The following is a 12,538-nucleotide window of genomic DNA, read 5'->3' as shown; positions in this document are numbered from 1 at the left end:
AGACTCTTGTGCCAAGGGCTCACCGCGCAACTTCGCGGCGGCAGAAGCTAGTTAGTTAAGTACTAGGCACTAGTGCTCCTCATTTGCTCGTTTAGCCAACTTTCCCGGAATTCAGGGGCACTTATGCTCTTCATTTGCTCCATTTAGTCCGCATCCGGGAAATCAGGGGCACTTCTGCTCCTCATTTGCTCCATTTGGCCCGCACCCGGGAAATCAAGGGCACTTCTGCTCCTCATTTGCTCCATTTGGCCCGCATCCGGGAAATCAGGGGCATTTGTGCTCCTCATTTGCTCCATTTGGCTCGAATTCGGGAAACCAGGGACATTTGTGCTCCTCATTTGCTCCATTCGGCCAGCATCCGATAAATCAAGGGTACTTATACTCTTCATTTCGCCATCCAGCCCACTTTCGGCGCATTTAATGGGATTTATCCCTCTCCAGTCGCCCATCAGCCCACTTTCGGCGCTTTTAATGGGATTTATCCCTCTCATTCACCGCTCAGCCCACTTTCGGCGCTTTTAATGGGATTTATCGCCGTAACGCTTCAAGTGGATTGCCGGTCTACACCGCGCCAGCCACGCTGGCGGAGAATCCGCTAAGCCCGCCCATCTGCGGGCGGCCGACGGAGATATATTCGAGGCCGGTGCCTTCGATCTGCTCTTTGGTATAGACGTTGCGGCCGTCGATCAGCACCTGGCGGCGCATGGTTCCGGCAAGCTGGTGCAGGTTGATCTCCTTGAACTGGCTCCAGTCGGTCAGCAGGCATACAGCATCGCTGCCCTCGGCTGCCTCTTCGGCCAGTCCGCACCAGCGGAGCTGCGGGTGATCGTATTCCTTGCGGAAGTTCTCGGCGGCGATGGGATCGTACAGCTTCACGATGGCGCCCTCGGCGACCAGCGCCTCGACGATCTCACGGGCCGGGGCCTCGCGGACATCATCGGTATTGGGCTTGAAGGCAAGCCCCCAGATACCAATGACCGCGCCGCGCAGGCTGCCGAGCGATTCATGGAGCTTGGAGATAATCATGAAGCGCTGGCCTTTATTGACTTCAACGACGGATTTGAGCAGCTTGAACTCATAATCCACATTCCCGGCAATCTGGATCAGCGCATTGGTATCCTTCGGGAAGCAGGAGCCGCCATAGCCGATACCGGCCTGCAGGAAGGTCGCACCGATTCTCTGGTCCATCCCCATGCCGCCTGCGACTTCGGTGACATCCGCTCCTACCTTTTCGCAAATGTTGGCAATCTCATTAATGAAGGAGATCTTCGTCGCCAGAAAAGCATTCGAGGCATATTTGATCATCTCGGCGCTGCGGATATCCGTGACGAATACATTCTCTGTGAAGCCCTTATGCAGCTCGCGCATGGTCGGCTCAAGCGCCTGATTATCCAGTCCGATCACGATCCGGTCGGGATGAAGCGTGTCGCGGATGGCAGAGCCTTCACGGAGGAATTCAGGCGCAGAGACGATATCGAAGGGATGATTCGTGAGGGAGGAGATCAGCTGGCGGATGCGCTCATTGGTTCCAACAGGGACGGTCGACTTGGTCATAATGATCTTATAGCCTTCCATCGCCTGCGCAATCTCGGCAGCCGCTCCTTCGATATATCTCAGGTCGGCTTCGCCGCCCGGCAGAGAAGGTGTACCCACGGCAAGAATGACGATATCGGAGCGGCGGACCGACTCCTGAAGATCGGACGAGAAGCTCAGCCGCCCCTCGCGCAGATTCATTTCGATCAGGGCCTCAATGCCCGGCTCATAGATAGGGGATTCCATCCGGTTCAGCTTCTCGATCTTCTGTTCATCCTTATCCACACAGATGACATGATTTCCATTTAGGGTAAAGCATACGCCTGATACAAGTCCTACATAGCCGGTACCAATCACTGCGAGTTTCATACTTTCATCCTCCTTTTAGGAAATTGACGTAGGCCTGTTCCACATACTGCTTGAACTGAACCATAAACGCCTGCTCATCGAATTTGCGTGCATGGCCCATAATCTGATCGATATCCCACGCATAGGACTCCACCTCATCAATGGCCTTAAGCAAATCATCAACTTCCTGATGCTGGAAAAACACGCCGTTAACGTATGGAATAATCGTGTCCAGCGCTCCCCCGGCCTGATAGGCGATGACCGGTCTTCCAGCAGCATTCGCCTCCAGTGGCGTGATGCCGAAATCCTCTTCCCCCGGGAAAACAAACGCCCGGCACTGGGACATCAGCCCTGTTACTTCCTCATCCTCCAGCCGGCCCAGAAACGAAACGTTCCCCTTGGCCATGCCTTCCAGACGCTTCCTGTCCGGTCCGTCCCCGACAATATACAGCTTAAGCCCGTTACGGTTGAACGCCTCCACCGCCAGATCGATCCGCTTGTAGGAGACCAGCCGCGAGACAATCAGATAATAATCGCCGATGCTCGTAGAGCTGGAGAAGCGGGCCGTATTGATGGGCGGGAAAATCACATCGGAATCCCGGTGGTAATAATTCTGAATCCGCGTCTTCACGACTGAGGAGTTGGCGACGAACTGGTTCACATTTTTGGAGGTGCGCTGATCCCAGTTCTTGAGCCGCTGCATATACACCTTGAGCAGTCTTTTGAATAACCCGGAATTCGATTGCCGCTCCATGTATGTGTCATAGTCCCAGGCGAAACGCATCGGCGTATGACAGTAGCACAGATGGAAGGTGGATTCGGGCACCTGGATGCTTTTCATAAAAGCACTGCTGGAGCTAAGAACGATATCATACCCGCTGAAGTCCAAATCGCGGACAGCCATGGGGTAGAGCGGGAGCACCCCTTTGAAGTTACGCTTCACTCCCGGAATCTTCTGCAGCCAGGAGGCCCGGATATCGGCATCTTTGAGGTTATCGGTCAGGCGGCTTCCGTTAAAAACCGTTGTGAAGATCGGAGCTTCCGGGTACATGTGATGGAAAACCTCCACCACCCGTTCCGCCCCGCCCATCTGGATTAAATAATCGTGCGCGATCGCAATTTTCATGTGAATCATCCTCAAAGTTTTATGGAGCAGCATCATTAAGCAGTACACGCATGGCTAGAGACAGATATGATGCAAGCCTTAAGCATTATGGAGCGGGAAGGTCAGGTGACTGCCAGCAGACCTTTGTAGTAAGCGACAATATCCTTGACCGTGTTCTCGATGACAAAATGCTCTTTCACCCGTCTCATTCCATTGTCCGCCATCCGTCTACGCTCTTCGGGATGGTTCAGCATCCAGGTGATGGAGTCTGCAAGTACAGTAGCATCTCCGGGCTGGATCAGCAGTCCTGTCTCACCAGGAACTACGATCTCTACCGGACCGCCTTCATTGGAGGCAATGACCGGCAGTCCGGCTGCCATGCCTTCGACGATGACCTGGCCGAACGGCTCAGGAGTGATCGACGTATGAATCAGTAAATCCGCTTGGTTCATGAGTCCTTGTATATCATCTACATGACCCAGCAGGCTGACATTGGTGATGTCCCCCTGCTGCATCTGCGCAATTAATTCCTGCTTGTATTCTTCCTCCCCGAACAGGGCGTCACCGGCCAGCCAGAATTTCACGCGGCTGTCCTGCTTGAAGGCTTTGGCCGCTTCCAGCACAATATGCTGGCCTTTCCAGTGGGCGAGCCGCCCGACCAGCAGGACGTTGAAGTCCTTCCGGTCCCGCCGGCCGATCCCTTCACCGATCGCCTTGGCGAAGGCCGAGTAGACGACCAGCGTCTTCTTCGAGCGCGGCAGCTCCAGTGCATTCAGCGTGGAGTGGGAATTGGCAATGACCCCGTTCGGCAGCAGGCGTGACAGCAGCCGGATCGCCTTGGCGACAACCGGCTTCAGATAAGGCGCCCCGATGTGATCCCGGATGTGCCAGATCAGCGGCACGCCTGCTTTTTTGGCAGCGACAGCTCCGTAAAAGGCCGATTTCAGGGAATTGGTATGCACGCAATCCACCTTCTCTTCCTTTAGCAGCGGAGCCAGCTTGCGGCCATAGGCCAGCAGCTTCATCGCAGCTGCCGGAGCCCCAAGGTTCACGGCATTGCGGCCACGGCTGCGGATGCTCTCATCCAGCGGGATAATGCGGACATCGATGCCCTTCTCCCGCAGACGTTCAGCAAGCGTGCCTTCCTCTGCCAGGATCACCAGCGGCTCAATCTGCTCACCGATGTTGGTGAGGATGTTGAACAGGGCAACCTCGCCCCCGCTCCATTTGGCGGTGTGGTCGATATAAGCGACTTTGATCATCCTACGCTCACACCCTTTCCCAAGGTTTCGAGGAATACAGATTCAATCTTGTCGCCCACATGCTGCCAGGTGTACTTCTCCAGCACATGATTCCGGCATTCGTCCCGGCCCGGCAGCAGCTTGCGGTTGCTCAGCATATGAATCATGCCTTCCGCCATATCCTCGCTGGCTGCACTCTTGAACAGCAGCTCAGGCCGGAAGCCCTGGAGGATCTCCTTGTTGCCGCCGACCGGCGTAGCCATCACCGGCAGCCCCGAGGCCAAGGCTTCAACGGTGATCAGACCGAAGCCTTCCAGTGCCTGGGAAGGAACAACGAACATATCTGCCGCCTGATAATAGGAGGCCAGCTCATGATCGGGAATGTACCCGAGCAGCCGGACCTTGTTGCCCAGCCCGTAATCGGCGATCCGCTCTTCCAGCTCCCCGCGCAGCGGGCCCTTGCCCCCGATCAGCAGAATTGCGTTCGGGAACCGCTCTGCCACCTGCTTCCAGGCTTCAAGCAGCTGCAGCAGCCCCATCCGGTTCATCAGCCGGCGGACGGTCAGGACCGTTGTTGCGCCTTCCGGCAGATTCAGCGTACGGCGGATCGCCAGCCGGTTCGTCGCGGGCGTGAACCGCTCGACATTGGCCGCTCCCGGAATGACAGTAATCTTATGCAGCGGTACACCGTGCAGTTCGTGCAGCAGGTTACGGAAGTAATCGCTGAGGACGATGAATTTATCCGCCAGCTTGTAAGCCTTATGTTCTATCGATTTGGCAATCGTTGTTTTGACCTTATGCTTGATACCTTGACCTTCGATCTTCATCTCTTCGTTCCACGGGCCGTGGAAGGTCATGATGACCGGAATCCCCCGCTTCTTCGCTTCAATCGCCGGCCCGATGCCGTAAGGGGCGAAGTGGGTGTAGAGGATATCAATCCGCCCGCTGCCATCCCCCATCAGGGAGGCCGCCTTGCGCTGGAAAGCATCCTTGCGCTTCCAGATCGTCTCCTTCGGATCACCGGCATTGTGGATGATCAGTTCCTTCGGCGTCTCCGGTGTTTCCTGGCTGCAGATCAGGGCATGCACCCGGTTCCGTGAGGAGAGCTGCTCACACACGGATTTGAAATAGGTGTTCAGTCCTCCGGGCTGTAACGAGGGCCAGCTGAGGCCGGTCGTCATAATGTTGAGTCCGTCATTGTACGACATAGCTTCTCTCCCCCTTGTTCTCCTTCTCGGCCTGACCCGCTTCGTTATGCCGGGCCAGCCTGCCTGCGCTGTGCAATTCGTAATGCTTGAAGCCGACCATGAATTCATACATCACCCAGAAGACGGATACCGCGAAGCCCGAGATGCCTTTCTTGAACAGGCCATGCAGGAAATACTTCTGCAGGAACCGTGCCGGCGGACGCAGCAGCAGGTGGCTCAGCTTGAACGGCTTGCCGCTGGCGAATGCACTCTCTGCTTCCAGATCGGTGTATTTGTTGAACCGGGCGACATGATCGTTGATGCTGCGGAAGCCTTGATGCCACAGCGTTCCGTTCAGCTTCACGGTCCGTTCCTCGGACACCTCTGGCATCTCATGCACCAGAGAGTTGCGGATACCGTATTCCTTGCGGTTATACAGCCGCACCAGATACTCGCCTTTATCCAGCCATTTGCCTAGGAAGTCGCCAATCCGGTACAGCGAGAACGCGACCGTAGCATCGGTCAGTCCCGGCTTGCGCTCCAGGATATCCCGGGCCAGCTCCTCGCTGACCACTTCGTCGGTATCAATCAGGAAGACCCAATCATGGATGGCACGTTCCACTCCGAATTCCCTTTGCTTCGCATATCCGGGCCATGGGTTGACATACACCCGGCATCCCAGGCTCTCGGATAGCCCTACGGTCCCGTCTTTGCTTCCTCCGTCGATTACAACCACCTCATCGGCGAATAACCGGCAGGACTGAATGGCTTTGGATATCCGAACTTCGTCGTCCTGGGCAATGATGACCGCCGAGATCGGGTAGCTGCCCCGGCCGCCAAGCACGCTTGTTACTGAATCCATGATAGGTATCCTCCTTCTGATGGTCCGGTGTGTGTCGTCGCTCCGAGAAAAGTTTGGGCTTACGGCCGCTGTTGTGTTTAGATTTCCTGATTAGAACCGCTTTTCGCGGTAGAAATCCAAACACAAAGGCGGACGCATTCGCTCCTACAGCTCCAAATTTTCTCTACGTTCCTCCAAGCACCGTCCCATGGTTTTTTAAGCAGATAGGGGCTCGCATCGTGTCTCTGCTCGCTGAAACAAATACAAACCATTTGATTCATAAGCAAAACACTTGAATCAAACCCTTAAATGCTTAGACATCCTCTACACATCCATAGGTTTCTTGCGAATATACGAATTCATCGTCGTCTTCATCCACTGAAGGTCCTGGGCGTTAATGAGCAGCCGCGGAAGCTTAACCTTCAGGTTGTATCTAATATTGAGAATAATGAACAGGAACCGCAGCACAGCCGATGAGAGCATAGCCACACCCGCTCCGAACAATCCGAACTTCGGCACCAGCAGGAAGAGCAGCGGAATCACGAGGATCAGGCCGACCCCCTGCAGGATGGATACGAACTTCGGCTTGCCCAGCGCCATGAACACCTGAGCCAGAATCAGCGTCCCGCCACTGATGGTCACTTCCAGCAGCAGCAGGCGGAACACGGTAAGCGCGGTATTGAAATCCTTGCCGTAGAGCAGCGGGATGACAAAGGGCGCTACCAGCATCAGGAACACTGCACCTAGCAGAGTACAGGTAGTACTGATCCGGAAAGCCTTGAACGTAAGGGCGACCGCTTCGTCCTTCGACATCTCGGAGGCCTTCGGGAAGAGCACCACCGTGATCGAATTCGCGAAGAAGTTCACCATACGCGACAGGCTTACCGCTACCGCATAGAGCCCCAGATCTGCCGGTCTCAGTAAACCGGCAATGATGATCTGGTCTATGTATACCGAGAATTGTCCAAGCAGATCGTTCCCGTAGGAGCCCAGACCGTAGGTGAACAATCTTTTGAAATTAAGATAGGAATCCCGGAGCTTGACCTTGTAGGTCCGCAGCAGCAGGAGGGTCATCCCGATGAACAGCGGAACCGATGGCACCAGATAGGCCAGTGCAGTTGTATAAGGATTCATGTAGCCGGTCAGGATCAGAATGCCGATGGCTCCCAGTGTCAGCAGCGGCACCAGATACCGCATCCAGTTGAAGGTCTTGTAATCCCCTCTGAACTGGAAGGCCGCGTTGTTGATCTGCGACACCACAATCAGCGGGCAGAGAATCATCGACCACTGGGCGAAGACCACTACTTCATGACTGAACGACCCCAGCCAATAAGGCAGCACGAGTATCCCGACTGTCATGGCGATGGTTCCGAACGTCAGACCGATCAGCAGGGCGATCCGGTACAGCACCCCGGCTTCCTGCGGATTCTTCTTGGCGTTGTAGATCAGCGCCGAGGGAATCCCGAAGCTCATGCTGAAGGCCAGGAACTGCGACCAGTTCACCATCGCTGTCTGCTCCCCCCGGCCGGTCGGACCGAGATAACGGGCGGTCAGTACGCCGGTCAGCATATTGACCAGCAGGATCAGTACGCTGACGAACATCGTTTTGACAGCAGCCGAGCTATTGTCCTTACTCTTCGTGAATCTCCGGAAGGTGGACCATACCCGGTTAGCGGGTAGTGATTTGGCGCTTGACTGCTGCATGCGGTAGTCCCTTCTTTCTGCTTTGATTGAGCTCCTTGGCACTGAGGCCAAGTCCGATCAGCATCCAGATCAGATACCCCTTAAGACCGGGAAAGCCGTTATCCGATATCAGGCTGGCTACAGCTCCCATCCACGCCGCCAGCGCCAGTCTGGCGTAAGGCTGAAGTTCATTCCTGCGGGTGACTCTGGCGCCGATCTCCTTGATGACCGCACCGAGCGCTCCGAAGAAGAACAATGCGCCGAGTACACCGAAGGTCAGCAGCAGCGCGATGAAGCCGTTATCCATATTGCCGTATTCCCCCAGCTCTCCGCCGTTCCCAAGCTTGGTACCCTGGCCAACACTGCCGATCCCCTGCCCTACCGGATTGCCTGCCACCATGGGCAGCATGTTGGTCCAGAGACTGAGGCGTTCATTGTAGGAATGATCCTCTTGCACGGAGGTCAGGGTCTCCATCCGGGCCACCAGCCCCTCTGCTCCAGGCAGCTTCGGAACAATCCAGAACAGCGCGGCTGCCACGAATGCGAGCTGGAGCAGCGTCTTCCATTTGCCCTTGGAGGGAGAGGATGCGATGTAGACCAGCAGCATCACCAGCAGGACCAGCCATGCGGACCGGACGAGCGTAGTCAGCAGGCAGACTACTACGAGCAGAACACCGAGCCAGCGCAGGGTACCCTGCCATCTTTTCTCCAGAATCATCGGCACCAGGGCGAAGACCAGGAAGGTTGCAGCCGGACCCGGGGAGTTCAGGGTCGAGAAGACACGGATCTCCAGCGGATACGGGGTCCCGATGGAGATCATATCCGCATTGCGCATCCAGAAGGCATCCCAAGGCGGAACGGTCAGATACTGCACGATCCCGTAGACCGCAACCAGCACGGCGATGTTGGCAAAAGCGTACAGCAGCCGGTCGATATCCTTCGGCTTAAACGGCGTCACCGCGAAGAAGGGAATCAGCAGCAGCGGTACGATGTAATTCGCCAGATCGTATACCGAGCCGATGCCGTTCTTCGCCAGACCAATCAATGCGCCGTAGGCCAGTGCGATGGAGAACAGCAGCATGATCCGGGTGGAGGACTTGCGAATCCGGTGAATTTCCCGCAGCACCGGAATAGCTAAGGTCGCTCCGGTCAGCAGCGGGGCCAGACTGAGCAGAGAGACGGAATGATACACACCTTCGTACCAGTCTGCAATCCGCCGCAGCTCCGGGGCAACCGCCCAGATCAGCAGAGTGTACGGAATCAGCATCCGTGTATTCAGCAAGGCCAGCAGCAAGGCCGGAAAGAGGATGCCTGCCAGAATGATGCCCTGCAGGCTGTTCGATGCGCTCAGGTTCGCACTGGCGAAGCCGATCGCAAGCGGCAGGGCCAGCGCCGAGGCGCAGATCAAGGTCATCATTACAGCCGACTTCACAGCTTGTGCCGATGGAAGATTCAGACTATTCTCATCTCTGCTTAGCATCTTCATTCCCTGCCTCCCGTCTTTCGCCGCTTTCTTCAATCCGTATCCGTACTGCTGTTCTTCACCTTGCCCCGTTTGCGCAGCTCCTTGAGCAGCAGCACCAGGAACTGGGCATCGTCGACAAGGTATCTTTTCCATAACCGGCCCGGCTCCTGGCTAAGTCTCCATAGCCACTCCATGCCCGTTCGCTGCATGAAATCCGGTGCCCGCTTCACCGAGCCGGACAGGAAGTCGAAGGTTGCACCTACGCCGATGGAGACCGGCGCCTGGTAGGAGGTATAGTGACGGTAGATCCACTTCTCCTGCTTCGGTGCTCCTACCCCTACGAACACGATATCGGGCTGGCTCTCGGTCAGCAGCCGGATAATATGCCGGTTCTCTTCTTCGTTGTGCTCGAAGCCGTAGGAAGGAGAGTAACAGCCCACGACGTTAATGCCCGGGAAGGCGGCCTTCAGATTCTTTGTAGCCTGCTCCGCCACACCCTCGGCGGCACCGAGGAAGAACAACCGGTATTGCCTTTGCTCGAACGCATTGCCCAGGCGGCTGAACAGGTCTGCGCCGGACACCTTTTGCTTCAGCGGCTTGCCGAGCATCTTGGACGCCCAGATAATCGGCATCCCGTCCGCGACTACGGCACCTGCTTCGGAGTACACTTCCCGGAACTCTTTATCCTTGCGCAGCTTGATCACATGGTCGACGTTACAGGTCAGGATGTAGGATTGGTTCCTCTCCTGAATGGTTCTGTCGATATAATCCAGCAGATCCATGAAATCATAGTTATCGAAATTGACATCGAACATGTTCACTTGGTTCATCGTATCACTTCTTTTTGTGGGGAATCGGCCAGCTGTGAAGATCGATACAGGCAGTTCAGGTACCAACAGAACGGAATGATGAATTGGACCGTCGACAGCGTGTTATCCGTGAAAGAATAGATCAGAAATGCTGCAATAAAGAGAGAATAATAAGGTTTGACCGCCGGCAAAAGAACTCTGTATACCATTAGAAACACAGCGAGCAAGGACAGCAGCAGCAGGATGGCACCAACGTATCCCCCATCGTAATAAAAGCGGATATATTCGTTATGCGGAACCACGAACCCTCCGTAGAGCGTTCCGTCATTCGCCACCGTTACGGCTCCAAGCCCCCGTCCTGCCACCGGCGAATCCGCCGCCTTGTTCAGGAAGTACTCCCAGGCCTCCGCCCGCCCCGACAGGTCAATTCCCGTCTCGGTCGTCCGTTCGAAGGAGCGCTTCTTGATGTTGTCCAGCTGCATGTATACTGCCGAGGTGATGACCAGCAGTGAACACAGCAGCGGGATCAGAAATCTCTTCTTCCCCTTCAGAAAAGCGCGGGAGATATCATAGAAGTAATAGAGCACCATCAGGACCAGTGCGAGAATCGGCCCGCGCGTGCCTGTAATCACCAGAATCAAGAAATTCAGCCCCAGCATGATGTAATTGAACCGGGTATACTGCGGACTGCGCTTGATCTCGATGAACGCGATCGCTACTCCCATGAAGGCCAGCATCGCCAGGTGAGGGGGTATGTTCGCCCCCTGCACCCGCACCGCGCCTGTGAACTCAACGGCTACCAGTGAATGTATATTCGCAGCCTGGAGCACCACGCCCAGCAGCATGCTGACCAGCGGCAACAGGGTAATGATCCGAATCTGCTTCTCGGCGACCTCCTTCTTCCAGTTGATCAGCAGAAGCACGAAGGGCAGAGACAGTCCGATGAAGGCTTTGACCGCAATCGATGTGCTCATCTCCGGCAGCCAGATGGAGAAGCTGAAGGTGAGCAGGATCAGGGCCAGCATCGCCCATAAGGGAGGACTGAGCTTGAACCTGAGGCCATTGACCAGGATACAAGGCACCAGCAGCATCAGAATAACCAGCTTGTAGAGCGACAGGATCTCAATACCGAACATACTCCCGCTGTACAAGAAGTTAATCGAAACCGCCGTGGTCAGCAGAACGAAATAGCTGATCAGTTCAGGGCGTGATAGGGAGGCAACCAGCAGCAGAATAAAGAATACGGCCGCTACTGCGATGACCGGCTGGAAGATGACAGCTGTTCCCAGGAACAGTGCTGTTACGAGATAGAGCATTCCGTATGGCAGACTATTGATTTTGGAGCCCCACTCAAAATGGGTCATCGCGCGTACCTCCCCTCACCCCGCTGCGGATTCCCTCTTCCGGTTAAGAATCATATGAAGAGTTCCGCGAATACTCTCCAGCCGGCATTTATTCAGCAGCTTTCTTCCCTTACTGCGGGATAGAACGGAATCTGCCAGAATGTAGATGACTTTGGCGCCTGTCTTGCCCAGGAGCAGCAGATGCCCTTTCATTCCTTCACTCTTCATAGCGTTCGATATGCCCTGGCTGTAATACCGCTTCATGATCCAGTCCTCCGTCAGCCGGTTCGCCGGAACGAAATGATCCACGGCCATCTCGGGATGATAGAGAATGGAATGCCCTTCCTGCTGCAGCTGGCTGAACAGCCAGGTCTCTTCACCCGAGAGCAGCGAATCGCCCTTGCGGCCCAGCTCCAGCGGGAACAGGCTGATATCGAATACCGGCTTGCGCATCGCCATATTGGCACCGCAAGGGTGAAGCCGCTTCGGATACTCTTTGATCCGGCTCCCCAGATCGACAATCGTATAAGGAAGCTCGAACGGCTTGATCAGCCAATCCGGGCGCTTGCTCTCGAAGATCGGAGCAATCCTGCCGCCCATAGCCATCACCTCCGGCTTATCCGCAAAGGTGTTCACAATGGTTGTAATCCAGGTCCGGCAGGGGATCGCATCATCATCCAGGAAAGCGATGAGCTGCGATTTGGAAGCCAGAATTCCTGTGTTCCGGGCTGCTGACAGCCCTTGAACCGGCTCCAGCAGATAACGGATATCCATATCCGCACCATAGGTTTCGATGAACCCCTTAATGGCGGCCGCCGTATTATCCGTGGACTGGTTATCCACGACGATGATCTCGGCCTGGTGCAAATTCTCCAGCGGCAGCAGTGAATGAAGAGTCTTCACCAGCAGCGCCGACCGGTTATAGGTGCATATGATAATGGAAATCTCAGGTCCATCTCCGTGTACGAACATCGGCATCACCT

General features: G+C 55.6%; 10 protein-coding genes. All 10 read right to left on the bottom strand.

The features are described 5' to 3' along the window. Positions 1-561: 561 nt before the first annotated feature. The 10 genes from MKY12_RS03390 to MKY12_RS03345 all read right to left on the bottom strand — a co-directional run bounded on the left by MKY12_RS03390 (position 562) and on the right by MKY12_RS03345 (position 12,527). A complete protein-coding gene (locus tag MKY12_RS03390) occupies positions 562-1,902 on the bottom strand; it encodes a UDP-glucose/GDP-mannose dehydrogenase family protein (RefSeq protein WP_036723416.1) in 1,341 nt (446 codons plus the stop codon). A 4-nt stretch (positions 1,903-1,906) separates the two neighbouring features. Then, positions 1,907-3,007, bottom strand: a complete 1,101-nt coding sequence (locus MKY12_RS03385; protein WP_036723418.1) for a glycosyltransferase — start codon at positions 3,005-3,007, stop codon at positions 1,907-1,909. Between the two features lie 101 nt (positions 3,008-3,108). Beyond that, entirely contained in the window at positions 3,109-4,248 is a 1,140-nt protein-coding gene (locus MKY12_RS03380) for a glycosyltransferase family 4 protein (protein WP_209879422.1), read from the bottom strand. Continuing rightward, positions 4,245-5,435, bottom strand: a complete 1,191-nt coding sequence (locus tag MKY12_RS03375; protein ID WP_339312938.1) for a glycosyltransferase family 4 protein — start codon at positions 5,433-5,435, stop codon at positions 4,245-4,247. Before MKY12_RS03375 ends, MKY12_RS03380 begins: the two co-directional genes overlap by 4 nt. Continuing rightward, on the bottom strand, positions 5,422-6,276 hold the full coding sequence (locus tag MKY12_RS03370; RefSeq protein ID WP_036693614.1) for a glycosyltransferase family 2 protein: 855 nt from the start codon (positions 6,274-6,276) through the stop codon (positions 5,422-5,424). The genes MKY12_RS03375 and MKY12_RS03370 overlap by 14 nt, the downstream gene beginning before the upstream one ends. A gap of 303 nt (positions 6,277-6,579) precedes the next feature. Next, positions 6,580-7,959, bottom strand: coding sequence for an oligosaccharide flippase family protein (locus MKY12_RS03365; RefSeq protein WP_339312937.1), 1,380 nt, complete (start codon positions 7,957-7,959; stop codon positions 6,580-6,582). Then, a complete protein-coding gene (locus tag MKY12_RS03360) occupies positions 7,925-9,355 on the bottom strand; it encodes an O-antigen ligase family protein (protein WP_155991315.1) in 1,431 nt (476 codons plus the stop codon). Before MKY12_RS03360 ends, MKY12_RS03365 begins: the two co-directional genes overlap by 35 nt. Positions 9,356-9,453: 98 nt before the next feature. Then, positions 9,454-10,233 (bottom strand): WecB/TagA/CpsF family glycosyltransferase, encoded by a 780-nt coding sequence (locus tag MKY12_RS03355; protein WP_339253879.1) that lies wholly within the window; start codon positions 10,231-10,233, stop codon positions 9,454-9,456. Continuing rightward, positions 10,230-11,576, bottom strand: a complete 1,347-nt coding sequence (locus MKY12_RS03350; RefSeq protein WP_339312936.1) for an O-antigen ligase family protein — start codon at positions 11,574-11,576, stop codon at positions 10,230-10,232. Before MKY12_RS03350 ends, MKY12_RS03355 begins: the two co-directional genes overlap by 4 nt. Before the next feature lie 15 nt (positions 11,577-11,591). Beyond that, positions 11,592-12,527 (bottom strand): glycosyltransferase, encoded by a 936-nt coding sequence (locus MKY12_RS03345; protein ID WP_339312935.1) that lies wholly within the window; start codon positions 12,525-12,527, stop codon positions 11,592-11,594. Between the last annotated feature and the right edge of the window lie 11 nt (positions 12,528-12,538).

The sequence above is a fragment of the Paenibacillus sp. FSL M7-0896 genome (genome assembly GCF_037975415.1).
GTDB lineage: Bacteria > Bacillota > Bacilli > Paenibacillales > Paenibacillaceae > Paenibacillus_AQ > Paenibacillus_AQ silagei.
Note: the sequence above shows the minus strand (reverse complement) of the source record. Positions and strands in the feature narration are given on the sequence as shown.